At 65.7% G+C, this 21,592-nt stretch carries 11 protein-coding genes; 8 read left to right on the forward strand and 3 right to left on the reverse strand.

Annotated elements, in window-relative coordinates:
* Window positions 1–293 precede the first annotated feature (293 nt).
* The 5 genes from FHU36_RS08690 to FHU36_RS08710 are packed head-to-tail and all read left to right on the forward strand — an operon-like array spanning window position 294 to window position 14,001.
* On the forward strand, window positions 294–4,928 hold the full coding sequence (locus tag FHU36_RS08690; RefSeq protein ID WP_312891496.1) for a DEAD/DEAH box helicase: 4,635 nt from the start codon (window positions 294–296) through the stop codon (window positions 4,926–4,928).
* Window positions 4,925–6,781: an ATP-dependent helicase gene (locus FHU36_RS08695; protein WP_221495809.1), complete on the forward strand. Its 1,857-nt coding sequence runs from the start codon at window positions 4,925–4,927 to the stop codon at window positions 6,779–6,781. Before FHU36_RS08690 ends, FHU36_RS08695 begins: the two co-directional genes overlap by 4 nt.
* Complete coding sequence (locus FHU36_RS08700) at window positions 6,759–10,013, forward strand: helicase-related protein (RefSeq protein WP_185083232.1); 3,255 nt, start codon at window positions 6,759–6,761, stop codon at window positions 10,011–10,013. Before FHU36_RS08695 ends, FHU36_RS08700 begins: the two co-directional genes overlap by 23 nt.
* 3 nt (window positions 10,014–10,016) lie before the next feature.
* Window positions 10,017–11,864 (forward strand): MrfA Zn-binding domain-containing protein, encoded by a 1,848-nt coding sequence (gene drmB, locus FHU36_RS08705; protein WP_185083233.1) that lies wholly within the window; start codon window positions 10,017–10,019, stop codon window positions 11,862–11,864.
* Window positions 11,865–11,922: 58 nt separating this feature from the next.
* Entirely contained in the window at window positions 11,923–14,001 is a 2,079-nt protein-coding gene (locus FHU36_RS08710) for a UvrD-helicase domain-containing protein (protein WP_185084696.1), read from the forward strand.
* 1 nt (window position 14,002) lies between these two features.
* Here FHU36_RS08710 and FHU36_RS08715 read toward each other — a convergent pair whose 3' ends face one another.
* A complete protein-coding gene (locus tag FHU36_RS08715; protein ID WP_185083234.1) occupies window positions 14,003–15,721 on the reverse strand; it encodes a serine/threonine-protein kinase in 1,719 nt (572 codons plus the stop codon).
* 232 nt (window positions 15,722–15,953) lie between these two features.
* Between FHU36_RS08715 and FHU36_RS08720 the strand changes: the two genes are divergently transcribed.
* A complete protein-coding gene (locus FHU36_RS08720; protein WP_185083235.1) occupies window positions 15,954–16,925 on the forward strand; it encodes a DNA cytosine methyltransferase in 972 nt (323 codons plus the stop codon).
* A 47-nt stretch (window positions 16,926–16,972) separates the two neighbouring features.
* Entirely contained in the window at window positions 16,973–18,190 is a 1,218-nt protein-coding gene (locus FHU36_RS08725) for a DNA cytosine methyltransferase (protein ID WP_221495810.1), read from the forward strand.
* Between the two features lie 880 nt (window positions 18,191–19,070).
* Here FHU36_RS08725 and FHU36_RS08735 read toward each other — a convergent pair.
* Window positions 19,071–20,255, reverse strand: a complete 1,185-nt coding sequence (locus tag FHU36_RS08735) for an IS481 family transposase (RefSeq protein WP_185083236.1) — start codon at window positions 20,253–20,255, stop codon at window positions 19,071–19,073.
* Between the two features lie 197 nt (window positions 20,256–20,452).
* On the opposite strand from FHU36_RS08735, the gene FHU36_RS08740 reads away from it, so the two are divergent.
* The gene (locus tag FHU36_RS08740) at window positions 20,453–20,818 is read left to right on the forward strand and encodes a phosphotransferase family protein (RefSeq protein ID WP_312891498.1); all 366 of its coding nucleotides are present in this window, start codon (window positions 20,453–20,455) and stop codon (window positions 20,816–20,818) included.
* A 458-nt stretch (window positions 20,819–21,276) separates the two neighbouring features.
* Here the strand turns inward: FHU36_RS08740 and FHU36_RS08745 are convergent, their stop codons facing one another.
* The gene (locus FHU36_RS08745; protein ID WP_185083237.1) at window positions 21,277–21,531 is read right to left on the reverse strand and encodes a hypothetical protein; all 255 of its coding nucleotides are present in this window, start codon (window positions 21,529–21,531) and stop codon (window positions 21,277–21,279) included.
* Window positions 21,532–21,592: the final 61 nt, after the last annotated feature.

Consider the following 21,592-nt stretch of genomic DNA (forward strand, 5'->3'; position numbering starts at 1 on the left):
TTATGCCTGACCTGCATCTATGTGTTCGATTCTCTAGTCCTTGTCGAAGTCTCTTGCGGGCCGCCCGGAACTTGTGTCACTCTCTGGGAGCATGACAGGCGGGAGCGCTCCTTTCGTCTCATCTCTTTCGCAATGCAGTTCCATCCTTCCGTTTCACCCCCACAGCCGTCTGGGCTCTGCGAGAGCACGCCTTCTTTTCTACGGATGAGGTTTGTTCGGCGCGCCTGGGCTTCCCCCTGAAACAGCTAGGAGTCGGCCGCGCGATGGGCAGCGTAGAACCTTCCGTGCTTGATGTGGTCCGCAACCAGTCGGCGCGCGTCCTGGAGACGTACCGGATCGACCCAGGCCTCATCCAGGAACACGCGAACAACGAGCGCCGCATCAAGGAGGGCGGATACGGCGACCGGCAGATTTACGAGTTGGTCCAGAATGGCGCCGACGAACTCCGGGACAACCCCGGTGGCCAAATCGCCGTCGTGCTGACGACATCGCACCTGTATTGCGCCAACCAAGGGTCGGCCATCACGCCCGACGGGGCCGACACCATTCTCCGCATGGGCGTTTCCCGGAAGCGAGGAGGACAAATCGGGCGATTCGGCGTGGGTGTCAAGTCGGTGCTCAGCGTCACCGACGTCCCGGAGTTCTTCAGCGCGGAGGACGACAAGAGCTTCGGCTTCGACCGGGACTGGGCGGCCGAGAGGATCAGGACGGTACAGCCCACCGCAGCCGAGACACCGGTGCTGCGCATGGCGCGCCCCCTGGACCGGGACGCTGCGGCAGCGGCCGATCCGATCCTGGCCGAGCTGCTGGGGTGGGCCACCACCGTCGTGCGGCTTCCGCTCAAGCCCACGGCAGTCAACCGCCTCGGGCGGGACCTCACGGAGTTCCCTCAGGAATTCGCGCTGTTCTCGGCGCACGTGGGCACGGTCACGTTGCAGGACCGCCGTACGTCCAAGCCCGTCGTTCGTCAGATCTCCCACCGAGCGCAGAACGGCCTGCACGACCTCCAGGTGGAACGTTCCGGGAAGAAGGCGGCGGTCGACAGCTGGCGGGTGTTCTCCCGGACGCACCGGCCCTCAGCCCAGGCTTTGGCCGAGGCCGGCGAATTGCACGACCGCCCCGAGATCGACGTGTCCTGGGCGGTGCCCGTGGGGCGCATGGAGGGGCGGGGAAGATTCTGGGCCTTCTTCCCCACGAACTACGAGACCACGTTGCGGGGCATCATCAACGCACCATGGAAGACCAGCGAGGACCGCCAGAACCTGTACAACAACAACAGCTTCAACCATGAACTGATCAAGGTGGCGGCCGAGCTCATCGTCGATTCGCTGCCCGAGCTCAGCCGTGAGGACGACCCCTGCGCCGGTTTGGACCCGCTACCCGCACGTGGCAAGGAGGAGCCCCAGTGGGCAGCCACGGAGCTGGTCAGGTCGATCTGGTCGGCCGCGGCCAACCGGCCGACGATACCCGACCAGGACGGGGTGTTCGGCACCGTCTCCACCGTTCATCTGCATCCGGACAAGCTGCGACCCGAATGGCTGGAACTCTGGGCCGGTCATCCGGGCCGCCCTCGGAACTGGTGCCATCACTCGGTCGACAGCGGCCAGTACCGCCGGGACAAGGTCGGCTACATCCAGGCGGCCGCCGGCGTGATCACGAGGAACGCGAAGGAATGGCTGGAAGCGCTGTTGGAGGACAAGTCCCCCCAGGCCTCCGCACGTGCCATCAAGATCGCTGCCGAGATGCGGCGGCACGGGCACCCCGGGGCGACGGACGCGCTCAAGGCGCGCATCGTGCTCACCGAGTCCTTCGGCCTCGTGGCACCATCGGGGCGGGTCTTCCGGCGTTCGGGCAGCGATGGTCTGGCCGACAACACGGTGTACGTCGACGAGCGGGTGTACGCCGGCGACCCTGCCACGGTCCTGGCGTTGAACGAGCTCGGAGTGCACGAGGCCGACTACCAGGGCCGGTTTGCCTCTGTCGTGGAGCAGGGCTTCTCCAGCTACTCCGACAAGGACTGGGCCTCCTTCTGGGAGTTGTCCCGTCTCGCGGGACCGGCGGGCACCCTCACCGCTCTGAAGAGCGCGGACATCAAGACCGAGGAAGAGCTCAAGGTCAGGACCGTCTCCGGAGGCTTCCGCCGGATTCGCGAGTGTCTGCTTCCTGGCCGTGTCGTCCCGGCTGACGGGTCCCGTGACGCCCACATCGCGGTGGACGTCGACTTCCATCACGACGACCGGGTGATCCTGCGTGACCTCGGCCTGCTGGACGGGCCGAAGTCGGGGGTCGACCCGAGGAGCGAGCCGTGGTTCACCCGGTACACCCAGACGCTCTGGGAGGGTTACTGTCGTAAGCTGCCGCCCTCCGAACACCGCCCCATGCACACGACCATGAACTTCGACGGAAGCAGCCCCGCAGGACCGCTCGAGTTCCTGTGCGAGCTGTCCGAGGAGGGACGCGCGGCATTTCTCCAACAGCTGCCGGACAACGGCCTGGTTCATCACTGGACGATGCAGGTCGGCAAGCAGGTGGCCACCCGGAAGACGGTGGTCTCACCGCTGAGGTGGATGGCTCGCAAGCACGGCTATCTCGAGACTTCCCGCGGTCTTAAGCCGGTGACGCAGGCCGTGGGGCCCGAACTCAGGAGGTACGAGCACGTCCTGCCCGTCGCCAGGGTCTCCCCGGCGGTGTCGAATATGCTCGGCCTGCCACACGCGCTCGGCGAGGTCAAGGCCTCGACATGGGCTCAGCTGATCGAAGAGGCCGCCACGTCCACCGACGACGCCTTCGCCGGCAGGGTTTACGCGCTCATCTTCGAGGCCGACGCCCAGTGGCCAGAGGGTGGAGAGACACGCTGTCGCCTGGGCTCGGGGTGGCGTACGGACATCCCGGACGGCGAGATCGCGGTCACTGCGGACCGCACGCAGTACGAGGCTCTTGTCAGGGAGCAGATCCCTGCGCTCCTGGCTCCTTCTGCCGAGGCTGCCGGCCTGATGCGCGAGCACTGGAGGATGCTGGCTCCGGACGACGTCATCCAGAAGGAACTACGCTGGGTCGAGCAGTCGGAGGCCGTTCCCCTCACCGATGAGTTCCCCCATCTGAAAATCGTAAAGAGGGCCCAGACCGAGGGCTGGTCACTCGTGCGATGTGACGAACTCGAAGAAGTCATTCGTACGCCGCACGGCGCACGCGCCGAGGTCCTCCCCTCCGCCGTGCAGACGGAGGAGCGCAAGGTGCTCGTCCTGCGTCCGGCGAACGACGAGGCGACGTTGGCTGAGATCGACAAGGTGCTCAAGCTGGGCCTGGGCCCCGGTGGATGCCGCGGCGTGCTGGAGCGCCGCAGGCAGCAGCGCAACAACGAGCGGATCAAGAAGGCCCGCGAAGCAACGGACGTTGCGGACAAGGTGCTGCACCTCGTGGGAGTGGACGCACTGAAGAAGGGCCTGCCTCAAGGGTTGTTGGAGATCGACGAGGTGGAGCGCGGCAGGCCGGCCGACGACCGGCGGATCGCGACGCTCGCGCACAACGCCCACGGCACCGACCTGCTCCGTGTCTACCGCAAGGACATCGAGGCGAACCTGCCCGAGGCGGCAGCCAGCTTCCGCGGCGACACGAACTCGGTTCGCCTCGTCAACGACCTCGGGCTGTCCGAGTCCTACGCGGGGACCAGAGGCGAGACCCTACCTCCCGTCGAACGGGTCAGCGGCCCCACCGCCTTCCCCCGTCTGCACGACTATCAGGAGCGCCTCGCGCAGAAGACCTTCGATCTGCTGACCCGCTGGGAGGCGCCCAGGGCCATGCTGTGTCTGCCCACGGGTGCCGGCAAGACTCGAGTAGCGGCCGAGGCCATCATTCGCGTGATCAAGGAGCGGGGGCTTGACGGCAAGCCGGTGCTCTGGATCGCGCAGAGCGAGGAGTTGTGCGAGCAGGCGGTACAGAGCTGGGCCTTCGTCTGGTCCAAGGTGGGCCCGGCGGAGCAGTTGACGATAAACCGGCTGTGGTCGAGTCGTGAGGCCGCCGCGAACAAGGAGACCGTCCACCTGGTGGTTGCCACCGACGCCAAGCTCGAGAGCTGTCTCGTCAAGCCCGAGTACGGCTGGCTCAGAGACGCCGCGCTGGTCGTCATCGACGAGGCCCACTTCTCGATCACGCCCCGGTACACGGACCTTCTCAAGTCCCTGGGCATCACTCACCGCGAGTCGTCCCGACCGTTGATCGGGCTGACCGCAACGCCGTACCGGGGGTTCAACGAGATCGAGACCAACCGGTTGGTCGAGCGCTATGGCCGCACTCGACTGGACGAGGGCATCTTCGGCGGCGACCCCTATGCCGAACTTCAGGAACTAGGGGTGCTCGCCCGGGTGGAGCACCGCGAGCTCAAGGGCGCCACCATCGAACTCAGCGAGGAGGAGCTGAAGGCCACCTCGGGCTTCCAGCGTGGACGTCTGCCCGCCTCCGTGGAGGAGTCCTTGGGGCAGGACACCGATCGGAACAACATGTTGATCAGGGAGATCGAGGCGCTGCCCGTCGACAGCCCGGTGCTGTTGTTCGCCACCTCCGTGAACCATGCCAAGTTGATGGCGGCATTGTTGCGCGGCCGCGGCATCTCCGCTGCCGCCATCGACTCCGCTACCCCGGACTCCGACAGGCGTGCCCGCATCGAGGAATTCAGGACGAGGAAGATTCGGGTCCTGACCAACTACGGCGTGCTCGCCCAAGGGTTCGACGCGCCGGCGACCGAGGTCGTCATCGTCGCCCGACCGACCTACAGCCCCAACGTCTATCAGCAGATGATCGGACGCGGACTGCGTGGCCCGCTCAACGGCGGCAAGGAGACCTGTCTGATCCTCGACGTGACGGACAATATCGTCAACTACGACAAGAAGCTGGCCTTCACCGGCTTCGAATATCTGTGGAGCCGGAGGTGAGCGAACTCAGGCTGACCCCCGAACAGCAGGCTGTGGTCACGCAGCCGGCGGATGCCCTGGTACTCGTCACCGCCGGGGCCGGTGCCGGCAAGACGTACACGCTCGTCCGGCGATTGGACCGGCTGATGGCGGAGGAGGAGCTGAGCGCCGGGGAGATCCTTGTGCTCACCTTCTCCCGTGCCGCCGTGCGCGAACTGCGCGAGAGACTCGCCCGCCACGGTGACGGTGTCCGCTTCCTCCGTGCCCAGACGTTCGACTCCTGGGCGCTCGACGTGCTCAGGAGGGTCGACGCCACCACCAAGTGGCAGCACCGGTCGTTCGAGGCGAGAATCGAGGGCGCCCGCCAGGCGGTCGAGGACGGCTTGGCCGACGATCTGTTCGAAGATCTGCGGCATGTCGTCGTCGATGAGGTTCAGGACCTCGTCGGGTCCCGGCGGGACCTCGTGGAGATCCTGTTGGAACGGTTCGACTGCGGGTTCACGGTGGTGGGCGACCCGGCGCAGTCGATATACGGGTTCACCGTTCCGAATCCTCGAGAGAGGGCGGGCGAGACCAACCGGTTCTTCGACTGGCTGCGTGCCACCTTCGGAGAGGATCTGGTCGAGCTGCACCTCACCGACAACTTCCGGGCCCAGACCGAGGAGGCGCGCATCGCGCTGGAGATGGGTCCCTTGCTCAGGGGCATCGCCGAGAAGGGCAACGACGAGACGCCGCTGCACCACGGCATGCTCCGCGACAAGCTTCGGGACTCACTCAACCTGGGTGCTCTGGAGGCGTTCTCGTTGGAGGCGCTGCGGGACTACGACGGCACCACGGCCGTGCTGTGTCGTACCAACGGGCAGGCGTTGGTGGTATCGGCAGAGATGCACCACTTCGGCATCCCGCATCGGCTCCAGCGTTCGGCACGTGACCGCGTCGCTCCTGCCTGGTTGGCATCCCTGTTCGCCGCAACGGACGGGGCGAGCCTCAGCCGGGACAGGTTCTACGAGATCGGGTTGCCGGAAGGCGAGAACCGTGATCTGGTGTGGAGGCACCTCCAGCGGGTGGGCGGGGCGCGTGGTGGGGACCGACATCTCGATCTGGCAAGACTGCGCGCGGCCCTGGCGGGAAGTCGGCTGCCCGACGAGCTCACCGCCCAGCCTCCCTCTCGTCTGGTGGTGTCGTCCTTCCACCGGGCCAAAGGGCTGGAGTTCGACCGAGTGGTCATCGTTGACCCTGGCCCGCTCGTCCCCGAACGGGACGAGGACCCCGCCGAGGCGGCTCGCCTGCTCTACGTGGCCATGACAAGGCCGCGCAAGGAGCTGCTCTGGCTGGATCCTGTCGACGTCCGCCACCTTCGCATCGATCGCAGCACCGGACGATGGGGCCGATACGGGTTCCAGTACTGGCGTCGGGACGGTATGGAACTCATCGCCGGTGACGTCCATGCGGACCAACCCGCCGGTACCCGCGACTTCACGTGCGAGGCCGGCGAGCTTCAGGACTATCTGCGGACGAAGGTCCTGGCCGGCAGCCAGGTGCTTCTGAAGCGGCTGGAGACCGACGCGCTCGAGACGGATCAGAGCCCGCCCTATCTGATCATGCATGACCGCCGCCCCGTCGGGACGGCCTCGGAAGGATTCAAAGCCGATCTGTACCGGCATCTGAAGACCAGCAAGAGCTTCGTACCGCGGAACTGGCCCCGGTCGATCGACGAAGTCTTCGTGGACGGCCTCGAGACCGTCGCGGGCAGCGAATCGGCGGGCATCCGTGCGGGTCTTGGCCCCCACGGCGTTTGGTTGGTGCCGAGGCTCGTCGGTCTTGGCCGGTTCACCTGGGACAAGAAGGAAGATGCCGGTGACGAAGCACAATGAGCACTACCGGTTCCGCGGGGAGATGGTCAAGCGGCTTCGGCTCGATCTGCTGGGACCTGTCGATGGCGCGACGGAGACGCTCGACGACCTTCCCACCACCTCTTACGCCGCGGGCATTCTCTTTCCACCGCAGCAGGACGAGGAGCGGTTCGTCGGACGCCACGATGTCGAGGAACTGCTCGAACGGGCCGACGAGGAACGGCTCGTCCAACAGGACAACGACCAGGCGCCCGCCCTGCTGCCCGTGGACGAGACACCTGACACAGGGGTCTCACTCGCCAACAGCCTCGCCCCGTCCTCGATGGGACTCACCTTCGGTGTCGATGCCGCCCTTGCCCCCAAGATCCGCGTGGCAACGTCAGCGGCCGTGTACGAGCCCGTGGATGTCGACGGCAATCCCACCAAGGCCCAGCGCGCGGTGCGGCGTACCACCGACGAGCAGAAGCTGCGGTGGCGGCGGCGCGACCTGGAGCTGCCGATCGTGGAGGTGGACGTCACCGACCCCGGCTCGGTCGTACGGCCTCTCGCGCCGGGTCTGCAGCTCCGCGTCAGGGTACGCCCCGCGGACGCCGACACCGGTGCGGTATCGGTGACCGCGGCCCTGCTCAATGTGCACGAGTGCGATCCGTACGAGTTGCAGGACCCTTTCTGCTTCTTCCAGCCTGAGCTGCGGGTGTCCAATCCGGAGGAGGGGACGAAGGCCCTGGTGGAGCGGCCGGTCCCGGTGGGGGCCGACGAGGACGAGATTCGCGCCAATCGCCTCCTGTACCGCTACGCGCCCTCGTTCGCCGTCGGACACGGCTGCGCGGTCGACTGGGACTGGACTCCTCCGGCTCCTCGTTCCGAGGAACTGCTGCGTGGAGCGCCAGCCCGCGTCTCCGAGATATGGACCACTTTCGTGCCCGCCAAGGAGATGCTACTGACCGACTCCAACCCGGAGATCGACGCCTCCGGGCTGGGCATGCTCTACCTGGCCGAGGCCCCCGACGCGGACGTCCTGGCCTCGCTTCGCCGACTGGCCGCCGGCTATCGCGCCTGGATCGCCGAGCGCGCGGAGGAGGCGCTGCTCCTCGCCGACACGGAGTATGGCGCCGCCGCGGCCGAGCAGGTACGGCAGTGCGAAGAGACATGCGACCGGGTGGTCGCAGGTATCGAGACGTTGCAGAACGACCCTGTCGCCATGACCGCCTTCCGGGCCGCCAATCAGGCGATGGCGCTGCAGCGGGGGCGGACCAACTGGATCAAATCCGGCCGGACCGGGGATGTGGTGCTCGACGGCGCCTGGCGTCCCTTCCAGATAGCGTTCATGCTGCTCTGCCTCAACGGCATCGTCGATCCGGACCACGACGACCGCCGCGAGGCCGACCTGCTCTGGTTCCCCACCGGTGGTGGCAAGACCGAGGCCTACCTGGGGCTTATCGCCTTCACCGTCTTCCTCCGGCGGCTGCGGAACGGAGCTCACGGCGGCGGGGTCACGGCGCTGATGCGGTACACGCTTCGACTACTGACACTGCAACAGTTCGAGCGGGCCGCGGCGCTCATCTGCGCCATGGAGACCATTCGCGACAAGCGGCCCCAGGAATTCGGCCACGAGACCATCTCCATCGGTATGTGGGTGGGCAACGCCGCCACGCCGAACCGTCTCAAGGAGGCGGAGGCCGGCATCAAGAAGCTGCGCGAGGGCGGTGAGCTTCAGCAGGACAACCCTGTACAGCTACGCGCATGCCCATGGTGCGGGGTCGAGATGGACGCCTGGCACTACGAAGCGGACGCCACGACCTCGCACATGCGGATCTTCTGCCCCGACCAGAACTGCGACTTCCGCGAGGCGCTGCCGATCCATGTCGTGGACGAGATCATCTACCGGGTGCGTCCGACGCTCCTCATCGCTACCGTCGACAAGTTCGCGCAGATCGCCTGGCGCGAGGAGGTCGCCTCGCTCTTCAACCAGGACCTGGCGGGAACACCAGGGCCGGAGCTCATCGTCCAGGACGAGCTTCATTTGATCTCCGGCCCTCTAGGAACACTTACCGGGCTCTACGAAACCGCGATCGACGCCGCCGCGGACCAACCCAAGGTGATCGCCTCCACCGCAACCATCCGCAGGGCGAAGGACCAGGGCCTCAAGCTCTTCAACCGCCGGGTGCGGCAGTTCCCGCCCGCGGGGCTGGATGCGCGAGACTCCTGGTTCGCGGTGGAGACGCCCGCCGAGGTGAAGGCGTCGCGTCTCTATGTCGGTCTGCTGACGCCGAGCACCAGTCAGGCCACTCTCCTGATCCGGGCCTACGCGGCGCTCCTGCATCATGCCGAGAAGATCGAGGGGGAGAAGAACGTCCGCGACGCCTATTGGACGCTCGTGGGCTACTTCTCCAGCTTGCGCCTGCTCGCCGCAGCGGAACTACAGGTTCTGGACGACGTTCAGGACCGACTCAAGCACCTCGCCAAGGACGACGAGGAGCGAACCCGACCCGCCGACCACCTCGCCGAGCTGACGAGCCGGGTTAAGTCGAGCGACATCCCCAAGCGGCTCAAGGACTTGGAGAAGGGGCTCACCAACGGCGAGCCCTTCGACACCGTGCTCGCGACCAACATGATCTCCGTGGGGGTCGACGTGGACAGGCTGGGGCTCATGGCGATCACAGGCCAGCCGCAGACCACGGCCGAGTACATCCAGTCGAGCAGCCGCGTCGGACGTCGTGACCCCGGGCTCGTCGTAGTCCTCTACAACGCCGCTCGCTCGCGGGACCGCTCGCACTACGAGAGTTTCATCCCCTATCACTCGGCTCTCTACCGCCAGGTCGAGTCGACCAGTGTCACGCCCTTCTCCTCGCGTGCCCGCGACCGTGCGCTGCACGCGGTCCTCGTGGGCATGGGGCGGCTTATCTATAAGGAGATGCGGCCGAACGACGCCGCCCGCAGGGTACGCGTGTTCGGACATCGTCTTGAGGAGCTCAAGGACATCATCATGGCCCGGGTACGCGCCGTCGACCCCGACGAGGCCGAAGGCACCGAGTCCGACCTGGACTGGATCATCGACGAGTGGATCAAGATGGCCGACAACAACCCGGATCTTCACTACGAGGCGAAGAAGTCCTTCAAACCGAGCGAACCGCGCCCCGCTGACTCAGCCCTGCTGCGTACCCACTCCGACGAGGACCTCACCGAGGCCTTCCCCACGTTGTGGAGCATGCGGGACGTGGACGTCGAAGCCGACCTCTATCTGGAGCGCTGACACATGGCCCTGCGCAACAAGCGCACGAGCGCGCGTGAGAAGGAGATCAAGAAGTCGCCCATCGGCGCCGTACGACGCGCGCAGCTGATCACCACGTACGGGGTCGGTTCCTTGATCGCGATGGAGGACAAGTCGTACATCGTCAGCGGGCTCGACACCTGGAAGGACAACTCCCGCTGGGGCGGTGCGCTCTACGAGCCTCGGCTCCAGCACTGGCTGGGCGTCACCCACTTCCAGCTTCCGCCCGCCGACGTCCCCACCTCAGGCAACGGCGTCAAGGTACGCATGTTCCCCACCATGTACTCCTGCGGAACGTGCCAGGTGTTGCAACAGTTCAGGAGGTTCAACTCTCCCGAGGGCAAGAGCATCTGCGGGGCGTGCGAGAAGCCGTTGATCCCCTCCAGATTCGTGGTGGCTTGTGAGCAGGGGCACCTCGACGAGTTCCCCTATTTCGAGTGGGTACACAAGAAGACCGCGCCGGACGCCGCCAAGGAGCACCGTCTCACTCTGCACAGCACCGGCCGCACGGCTTCGCTGCGGTCTGTCGTCGTGCGGTGTTCGTGCGGCAAGGAGGCCTCGCTGCAGGGTGCCTTCGGTCGTAGCGCCATGGAGGCGCTGGGCATCAGGTGCAGCGGGCGGCGGCCTTGGCTCGGACTTGGCACCGAACAGAACGGCTGTCCCGCCGCACCACGCACGCTCCAGCGTGGTTCGTCGGCCGCCTGGTTCCCGATCAACCGGTCGGCCCTGTCGATCCCGCCCTGGTCCGACTCGCTCCAGCAACGACTGAACGAGCACTACGCGGCCCTCAACGGTGCCATCAACGACGGTGTTCCAGAACACGCGGTCCTGAACCTGATCAAGAACACCGGCATGCTGAAGAACAGCCGCTTCACGGCGAAGGAAGTGCTCGACGCGATCTACGACCGCCGGACTCTGGAATCCAGCGCTCGACCGGATTCGGACGCCGAGGCGGGATTCGAGCCGGCCAACGAGCTCAGGAAGGAGGAGTACCAGAAGCTGTTCGACGGTACGGCGAACGCCGATCGCGGGGACGACTTCGAATGTGTTCCGCCCGAACGAGACCGCGACGTCCCACCGCCTCCCGGTATCCAGCGTGTGATGTTGGTGAAGCGCCTGCGCGAGGTTCGTGCCATGCAGTCCTTCACCCGGGTGGAAATGCCGGATCCGGCAGGAGGCGACACCCGGAAGGCAGCGCTCTTCACGGGCGACATCGACTGGTTGCCGGCGATCGAGGTGAGCGGAGAAGGCGTCTTCTTCACACTTGACCAGCATCTGCTCAGGCAGTGGGAGAGGTGCCCGGGTCCGGTTCAGCGCGCCGGACTGATCAAGGAGAGGCACGAGGTTCTGCTTCGCCGTCGCGCGAGAGGCGACCGGCCGCTGGACCAGGTGCGGTCTCCGGTCAGCCCTCGCTACCTCCTGCTGCATACGCTGGCACACATCCTGATCAATGAATGGAGTCTCGACTCCGGATATCCGGCCGCGTCCTTGCGCGAGCGCCTGTACGTGTCCGACGACATGGCAGGCGTGCTGATCTACACCGCGACCAGTGACTCGGCGGGCAGCCTGGGCGGCATCGTGGCCCAAGGCGAGCACCGCAGACTGCGGACGTCTCTCGCCTCGGCGCTCTCCCGCGCGTCCTGGTGCTCACAGGACCCGCCCTGCATGGAATCCGAAGCCTCCGGCGTGGACAGCCTCAATCTCGCCGCCTGCTACGCATGCGTGCTCCTTCCAGAGACGAGTTGCGAGACCAACAACGTCTTCCTGGACAGGGCCGTGCTCGTCGGTACTCCGGACGATCCACAGACGGGTTTCTTCCAAAGCAGCCAGTAAGTACCTTGATCATGTGATCGCTCCCGGCCTTAGGAGGCCGGGAGCAGAAGGGGTGGAAGTGACGAGACTAGGCATCCATCGTGACTTCCTCCAGGATTTCGTCCGCCTGGAGCGCTCCGTCCAGCAAAAGGTGGTCGACACCATCCTCAGGTTCGAGCACACCGCCAATGCGGGCGCTCGCCTCGAAAAGATCAACGCTCGTGACAGCCGGCTGAAGAGCATCCGCATCGATCTGAAGTACCGCGGCATCGTACTGGCCCCCGACTCCGGTGATCAACACACACTGCTGCGGGTCGACACCCACGACGAAGCGTACGCCTGGGCTCACAACCGTCGACTGTCGGTGAATGCCGCCACGGGGCACATCGAGATTCGCGACGAGGAGACCATCGACACGGCCATCGCGAACCTGACTCGGGGCAGGCCCAGTACCGCCAGGCCGCTCTTCGGCCACGTCTCCGACAGCGACCTCGCCCGTCTCGGCATAGACGATCAGATCCTGCGCTTCGCCCGGATGGTGACGGATGTCGAGCTGCTCGAGACACTGGCCGGCACCCTGCCGCGTGGCCAGTACGACGTGCTGCTCGGGCTTGCCTCCGGCATGACCGTCGAAGAGGTCTGGAACGAGGTCGTCGGCTCCGTCAAGCCCGAGCTCTTCGATCCCGAGGATATCTCGGCGGCGGTATCGCGCACTCCTGACCGGATCGCTCTGGTCGAAGGACCCGAGGAGCTGATCGAGCTGTTCTCGAAGCCCTTCGCCCGTTGGCGGGTCTATCTGCATCCGCTCCAGAGGGAGGCGGCCTTGCGTTCCTACTCCGGTCCCGCCCAGGTCCTGGGCGGGCCGGGTACGGGCAAGACGGTCGTAGCTCTGCATCGGGCCAGGCATCTCGCGTCCAGGGGCGGGCGGGTCCTGCTCACCACGTTCACCTCCACACTCGCCCGGTCGTTGGAGGAGTCACTCCGACTGCTGGAGAACGACGACGAGGTTCTGTCCCGCATCCACGTCTTGACCGTGGATCAGGTCGCACGCCGAGTCCTCGAACGTCACGACATACGTGTCGGCCTGTTGGGGAGAGACGAGGAGCGGGAAATGTGGCGCCGAGTCGTTCGGCGCCGAGCATCCGCTTTCGGCGAGACCTTCCTGGCGGAGGAGTGGCGCCAAATCGTTCTCGCCCAGAACGTGACCCATGCCGACGCCTACCTGTCCGCTCGTAGGACGGGGCGAGGGCGGCGCCTGGGGGGCGTACAGCGTGCCCAGATCTGGCGCGCGATCTCCGAGTTCGAGGAGCAGCTGCGTGCGGACAACCTGCACACGTACGAGACCATCTGCGCCGCTGCGGCGAAGCTGCTGGATGCCAGTGAGAGCAAGCCGTACGACCACGTGGTGGTGGACGAGGCCCAGGATCTCCATCCGGTCCGGTGGCGAATGTTGCGGGCCGCCGTCGCGGAGGGGCCTGATGACCTGTTCATCGCTGGAGACACTCACCAGCGGATCTACGACAGCCGGGTGTCTCTCGGCTCCCTGGGCATCCATGTCGCCGGGCGGTCGACGCGTCTCACCGTCAACTACCGAACCACCGCCGAGATCCTCACATGGAGTTGCGCGATGCTGTCCGGCGAGCGGATCGAGGATCTGACCGGGGATCCTGCCTCACTCACCGGATGTCGTTCTGAGGTGCACGGCCCCGAGCCGGTTTCCTACGGCGCCGCCACCCGCAACGCCGAGCTGAACCGTCTGGTGGAGACGGTGCGGGAGTGGCTCGATGCGGGCGTACTGCCCGAAGAGATCGGAGTCGCGGCCCGATCGGCTCCGCTGGCGCAGGACGCGGCTGCAGCCTTGGAAAGGGCGGGCCTCCCGGTGGAGCACCTGAGTCGGGATCGGACCGGCGGCGAAGGTCGAGTCCGGACCATGACGATGCACAGGATGAAGGGGTTGGAGTTCCGCTGCGTGGCGGTCATCGGAGCGGGCTCCAATCTTCTTCCTCTTCCCGGTGCCGTCACTCCGTTGACAGAGGACGCCGTGACTCATCGGGCTGATCTGCAACGAGAGCGTTGCCTGCTCTTCGTAGCCTGCACCAGGGCCAGGGAAAGGCTGACGGTCTCCTGGCACGGCGAACCGAGTCCCTTCCTCGCCTGAGTCACAAACCTGTCGACAGCCCGTCGAGGACCGTCTTGATGTCGGTGTCGGAAACGACACCGACATCAAGCTTCCGTGGCCTCGACGCCGCCGTCGCCTTGAACAGTCCCTCGCCCAGCCTGAGAGATTCCGCACCCGATCCGTCGAGCATGCGAAGGCTCATGTCGTGCGAGGGGACTGCCAACCCCAGCCGCGCGGGTACGTAAGACCTGATATGCGGCGTGACCACCTGCTCCGTAGGTCGAGTGGTGCGCAGAACCAGATGGATGCCGGCAGCACGGCCGACCTTCGCGAGTGAGACGATCACGGCTTCCGCTGCCGCCCCTTCCGCGCGAAGGACTTCAGCCAACTCGTTGACGAGGACCACGATGACCGGGTAGGAGACGTCGTCGGCTCCGTCGAGGGAGCCTGTCGAGGGCGGCACGACTCCGCTCTGCATCTTCTCGTTGAGCTGGTGGACGTGGCGGCACTTCGCCTGCCGGAGAGCCGCGTAGCGGCGCTCCAGCTCGCTCGTCGCCCACTGCAGGACCTTCGGTCCCGCGATCGGCAGCACATGAGGAGCCTCCGCGAACCGGGAGAGTTCGCCAGCGTGAGAGTCGATGAGGGCAAGGCGAACCTGAGTCGAGGGCGTGCGAGCGAGCATGGTAGCCACGACCGCCCGAACGGGATCGGACTCGTGAGTTCCGATGGAACCCCCGATGAGGAAGTGAGTTGACTCCTGAAGATCCAGGACCACCATTGCGCCCTGGTGGTCCTGTCCGAGGGGAACTGTCAGTGGACCAATGCTGTCAAGCCGCCGGAGGAGGTCGGGAAGCCTGGCGCTGGACCGTGAATCCGTTGCCTTGGGCGGCGTCGCCATGACAGTGGGAAGTGGAGCCGGCCGGTCGTCGGTCGAATTCTTCCGCTCACTTGCCCGCAGGCCGCGGAACGCGCGCAGTCGTTCACTGACCTCCCCGGCGTGCTGTGGCCGCTCGGCGGGGTCCTTGGCCATCAGCTCAAAGATCAAGTCCTCGATGGCAGAGGGCAACGTGGGCCGAATCAGGCTTGGAGCTGTAGGCATTTGCGTCATGTGTTTGTACATGAGCTGGGCGGAGTCGCCCAGGAACGGTTGTTCGCCGGTGGTCATCTCGTACATCACGCATCCGAGGGCGTAGAGATCGGAGCGGGCGTCCACATGCCCCTCGAACTGCTCAGGAGCCATGTACGCAGCGGTGCCGATTCCCGAGGTCACCTGCTGTTGCGCCGACTGGATGACCCTCGCCACTCCGAAGTCGCAGATCTTGGGCCGATCGCCGGGCAGGACGACGATGTTGGCGGGCTTGATGTCTCGATGGATGATGTTCCGCTCATGGGCGACTGCGAGAGCGTCGGCCGTTCGTTCACCGAGTAGCGCAGCCCGGTCGTACGAGAGCCCCTGCCGGCGGTGGGATGCCATGACCTGAGCCAGGTTTTTGCCGTTGAGCAGCTCCATGACGAAGAACATCCGCCCCTCGTGCTCGCCCACGTCGAAGACCACGACGATGCCGGCGTGCTGGAGAGGAGCGACGATCTTTGCCTCGGCCAGCAGCCGGTCGATGTTGGACTGGTCCTCCGCCATGTGACTGAGCACGATCTTCACCGCGACGGGTCGTGCGAGAAGAGTGTCGAAGGCCTTCCAGACCTCACCCATACCGCCCGCGCCGAGCTTCTCCTCAAGTCGGTATCTGTCAGCCAGCGACACTCCGCTTCGCACTATGCCCTCCGCCGTCGATGCCGGAACCGCGACTCGACCACCTGATTGATGTCGGGATCCTACCCATTAGGGGCCTACCAGCACGAACCGCGTACTGCACCGTGAAGAGTATTCGAAAACAAGTTTGGCTTGAGAGCCCGCCCTGAAGAGCGCGCAGGCCTTTATGGTCCATGGTAAATCGAGAAGAATACTTTTCGTGTCGCATCACGGGAGAGCCGTAATGAATTCACGTTTCACCAGCCTGGAGGTCTGCGCAGGCGTCGGCGGCCAGGCATTGGGGCTCGAGCGCGCCGGATTCGACCCCGTCATGCTCGTTGACGACGACCCTCAGACGTGTGCGACCCTGCGTGCCAACCGACCGGACTGGCGGGTGCTGCAGGCCGATCTCAACGATTTCGTGGGGACGGAGCACGGCGGGGTGGCCGACGTGGATCTCCTGTCCGCAGGAGTGCCGAGCGCACCGTTCGCCACAGCGGGCCGACAGCACGGGATCTCCGACCGTCGCGACCTGCTCCGTACCGTGATCTTCCTTGTCATGGACGTACGGCCACGGGTCGTCATGCTGGAGAGCACACCCAACCTGCTGACGAATTCAAAATTCGAGGCCGTCCGACGCTTCGTGAGCAATGAGTTGGAACACATGGGCTATTGCTGGACGTCATCAGTTCTGGATGCGCAACATTTCGGTGTCCCTCAGACCCGGCGGAGTGGAATCATCATCGCCATGCGTCCCGACGACTTCGAACGGTTTTCTTGGCCCGTGGGGAATCGCCACGCCCCCACGCTGGGCGAGGCTCTCCGTGAGTCCATGGCAAGCCGAGGATGGTCAGGAGCGGACGAGTGGGCCCGTATCGCGAATCAGGTCGCTCCGACGATTGTCGGTGGATCGAAGAAGCACGGCGGCGCGGATCTGGGCCCCACCAGGTCGAAACGCTCCTGGCAGGCCTTGGGCGTGGACGGCGGGAGCTTGGGCGACCAGGTGCCCGGCCCCGAGTTCGTGTTGGCGCCCGAAGCCGGCCGCTCCGGCCTGCCCAAGCTGACCATTGCCCAGGTGCAGCTCCTGCAGAACCTTCCGACCGACTGGGAGGTGACGGGTCGGAAGACCGCCGCCTACCGCCAAGTGGCGCAGGCCATGCCGCCTGCTGTCTCGACCGCTGTCGGACGACACATCGCCCAGGCCCTCGCCCGCTGAGCATTTAGCTTGATTCACACCTCTCTCCTCCGGATAGTGTGAGGGTCATGCCCAGCCGCACCACCGACACCATCAAAGTCATGGACCTCTTCGCGGGGTGTGGCGGATTCACCGAAGGCTTCCATCAGTTTCGCGTCAACGGCGCGAAGACCTCCCCCTACCGCACCGTCGGTGCGGTCGAGTTCAACCTGGCGGCAGCGTCCACCTACGCCGCCAACTTCGGTTCCGAGGCGAAGGCGTTCGCCGGGGACATCAAGGACTGGACGCCCGATCCAGTGACGTCCCAGGTCGACGTCATCCTGGGTGGACCCCCGTGCCAGGGCTTCTCAGGGCTGGGCAAGGAAGATCCCGACGATCCTCGGAACAGTCTCTGGCGGGAGTACGTGAAGATCGTCAGGGCCTTACAGCCGAAGGTCTTCGTCATGGAGAACGTGGATCGGTTCCTCCGGTCCGTCGAGTACACCCTGTTGCAGAAGGCCACCGAGAAGGGCGGCGAGCTCAGCGACTACCGCGTCGAAACCCGCATCCTCAACGCAGCCGACTACGGGGTGCCACAGTTCCGCCGTCGGGTCATCGTTCTGGCGGTCCATCGCGACCTCGTCGCCAAGCACCCGAACCGGCTGTGGCTCACGCACCCCGAGCCGACTCATCGACGCCCGAGCAAGGTGAAGGAAACGGACGAGCTGGCTCTGTTCGAGACCGATCATCCGACGTGGCTCACCGCGCGGGCAGTCTTCGACCGGACACCCGCGATCACCGAGAGCACCACTCTGCCGAAACGAGAGATCGACCTTCTCGGGAAACTCGTGCCCGGAACCTTCAGGACCAGTGAGCTTCACATCGGGCGCATCCCGACAGAGCTCTCGATAGCCCGCTACGCCGCCATCCCGCCGGGCGGGAACCGTCACAGCCTCGCCGACAAGCCCGGACTGTCCACGGAGAACTGGCTGAGGCACCGCACCGGCGCAGGAGACGTCATGGGCCGCGTGCGGTGGGACGAGCCCTCGGTGACCATTCGCACGGAGTTCTACAAGCCGGAGAAGGGGCGGTATCTCCATCCTGAGGCCAACAGGCCGATCACGCACATGGAGGCGGCTCTCCTCCAGGGTTTCCCCGACGATTTTCTCTGGTGCGGGTCCAAGGTCGAGATCGCCCGGCAGATCGGCAACGCCGTACCTGTGGGGCTGGCTCGAGCAATCGCGGGGGCCTTGTACAACTATCTCGCGGAATGCGGCGAGGTTCAGCGGTGCGGTTTGGACGCGTAATGACGGCAGAACGGTGCCGATAGCTCCCAGCGGTCGAGTGGAAAGGCCCAGCCCGCCAGCAAGAGTCGTACTTGTCTGGCAGCAGGTGCGAAACTGGCTGGAAAATAGGCCTGAGCAGCAGAGCAGTGAACCACGCCGGTTTTGTCGGGAGCCGCGTTACCTGGCTGGGTGAAAGTAGCTGAGCTGTTCTCTACTCGGCAGAGGGCCTCGAATAGAGCGTTCGGGAGATATTGAAACCTGCTGCGAATTCGCTGGCTATTGTACCAACCGACCCATTCCGTTGTGGCGATCTCAAGGTCGTCTACCCTTTCAGGGAGCGCGGCGGTGGATCAGTTCCGCCTTGTACAGCCCGATGGTCCTCTCAGCCAGGGCATCGTCGTAGCCGTCCCCGGGCGAGCCCACGAAGCTGACCACGATGGCATCGGCAACCGATCGACGTAGCGGAGGGACACAGATATTGGCATCCGCGATCGGAGTGGTGCACCAACCCAGCCAGTACGTCGGCCTACCCGCCACGGCGCCAGATGGCATCTCCAGTGCGTCATGAGCGGGGGAGCGCCCAACGATCGCCATGCTGTGGCAGGTGTAAGGGACGTGGCTGGGGGCGATCGGCGCCGCAGGGCTTTCCGCACACCACAGAGGGAAGCTGAAGCCGCGTTATGGCCGTCATCTGGATAGACCCCGGTTACGAGGCTGAGGGGCAGTGGTGCGGGATATGCGTGGGATGATCTTACGCGTGGCTTGTCCCTCGTGAAGCGTTCACGCAGCTCACAGCATGAATGTCATCCGTACGACTCGCGCACTCCTAAAGCGGGTGCCGCAGGTTCGAATCCTGCCGGGGGCACCATGTGATGTCTCAGGACATCGGAAACCCTCGAACCTACGGTTCGGGGGTTTCGTCTTGATGGGGTTTGCCTGGCGTTGGTAGTCGCGGGTGGGGTCGAGGATCAGCTCGCGCAGGAGTTCTCCGGTGACGGCGTTGGCGACGCGGACGTGCAGGTCGTCTATCAGGAGGATGACGTGGGTTCGGGCGTGGGTTCGTCCGATGCCGATGTGGTGCAGCCGGCCGTTCATGCGCAGGGTGACCACACCGGAGGGGTCGTGGCGGACGCGGGGCGTGGGTGTCGGCGTCGCGGCTGCCGTCGGGCAGGGCCTTGGGCGAGGCGGCGTAGACGGCTGCCGGGGTGGCGCGGTGTGGCAGGGACCGGTGCGGGCGGTGGTGGTGGTAGGCGTCGCAGAAGCGGTCGAGCAGCGCTTGCAGGTCGGCGAGGGTGGCCGGCTGGCCGGGCTGAGCGCGTAGCCAGTTCTTCATCGTCTGCTGGAAGCGTTCGACCTTGCCGCAGGTGGTGGGGTGGTGGGGGGTGGAGTTCTTCTGCCGCACGTGCAGGCGGCGTAGCTCGTGTTCGAGGGCGTTGCGGCCGCCGCGACCACCGGCCAGCCGGGTGGTGAAGACCATCCCGTTATCGGTCAGTGTGGAGGCGGGCACGCCGTGGCCGGCGACAGCGGTGCGGAAGGTGTCGCGCACGATCGGGCCGGTGACGCGGGCGTGCGCGGTCACCGACAGGGCGTAGCGGGAGTGGTCGTCCAGCCAGGACAGGATCTCGGTGTCGGTGCCGTCGGCCAACCGGTAGTGGGTGAAGTCGGCCTGCCAGGTCTCGTTCGGCAGCGCTGCCTGGAAGCGGATGTAGGACGAGCGGGGCCGCTTCTTGGGCTCGGGCACGACCAGGCCGCGGCGAGTGAGGTAGCGGCTGATCGTGGCCCGCGACACCGTCCGCCCGTGATGGTGGGCAAGGTGCCAGGCGATCGTGTCCGGGCCGGCGTCCAGTCCCTGCTCGGCGAGTTCCTTGCGGAGCCGGACGATCAGCTCGACAGTGTCGGCGTCGATCGCGCTCGGTGAGATGTGCGGTCGTCGTGATCGGGGCTCGAACGCCGCCTCGCCCTCGGACCGGTAGCGCGCGACGAGCTTGGACACCCAGCCCTTCGACACCCCGTAGGCGCGGGCGACCTCCGCCTGGGAGCGGCCCTCGACGACAACGGCGGTGATGACAACTCTGGCCTTGGACACACCGCCCACGCTGTTGACCGCGGCAGTTGCCTATGTCCCGAGACACACTCTGTTGAAGTTTCCTATGTCCTGCGACATGGGTTTCCTATGTCCTGAACCAGCACACTGCCGGGGGCACCAGGTTTGACCAGCAGCGGAGCGCCCTTGACCAGCGGAAACGTTGGTCAAGGGCTTGTTCATGTGTCCGGTGATGTATCGTGCACGGCGACGCATGGACCGGCAACGTGGTGACCACCGACGACGGCGAAGCGGTGTTGCTCGACCTGGAACGCTGCTCGATCGGCCCGCCCGAGTGGGACCTGACCTCCACAGCAGTGAAAGCCTTCACACTGGCCGGCATCACCGCCGACGACTACAACACCTTCGTCGGGACGTACGAGCACGACGTCACCGCGTGGCCATGGTTCGAGACGCTCAGGGACATCCGCGAGTTCCGCATGACCTGCATGGCCGCCCAAGTGGCCAGCGAGAATCCCCAGCGGCATGACGAGGTGCTGCTGAGACTGGCCTGCCTGCGTGGCGAGCACGGCCCACGGCCGTGGCCCTGGACAGCCGTTCCGTAGTGACCTACTTCTGGTTCCTCACGTCGGCTCTTGGTGCCCCGAAGGGCCACCGCCATCTCGTCCAGGGTGCCGCCGAACATCTGCTCGAAGTTTCGACTCTCGGGCACCAGCGCTCCTACGATCATGTTGGGGACGACCGCGATGAACGGGATGAACATCTTCGGGAAGGACGCGATGATCGGCGTACTGCGCCAGCGGTCATCGCACGGGTGGCCATCGCCCGCTGCACCTCGACGAAGTTCGTGGTCCAGTACGCCGAAGGAGAGCACGAAGCCCAGGCCGAACATGATGCCGACGACTCACAGCACCGAGCTGCTGAATCCCGTCAGCTCGGTGCGCGGCCAGGAGTCGAGCTGCTCGGCGCCGCCGGCGACGGCCGTCCGCACCCTGTCGATCAGCCCGTTGAACACCGCCGACGCGGTGCAGCCCGATGAGGGTGAGCGGCAGCAGCGCGGCGACTATGACGAGTACTGCAGAACCTCGTTGTAGATGACCGCCGCGAGCCCACCGGAGATGATACGGCTGGGGACGATGGCCGCCGCGAGCAGCGGCGCCACCCACGGCGGCCAGCCGAGCAGGCCGTTGACCACCGTGGCGAGCAGGAAGAGGTTGATCCCCGCGATAAGCGCCTGGGCGAGCGCGAAGCTGATTGCGATCACCAAGTGCCTGCCGGGCCCAAAGCGGCGGCGCATGAACTTGGGGACGCTGCGCACCTTGGATCCGTATAGAACAGCAGCATCACGACGTCGCGGGGACCGCGTCGATCCAGTGGTA

Origin of the sequence: Nonomuraea muscovyensis, from assembly GCF_014207745.1 — a bacterium.
Taxonomy (GTDB): domain Bacteria; phylum Actinomycetota; class Actinomycetes; order Streptosporangiales; family Streptosporangiaceae; genus Nonomuraea; species Nonomuraea muscovyensis.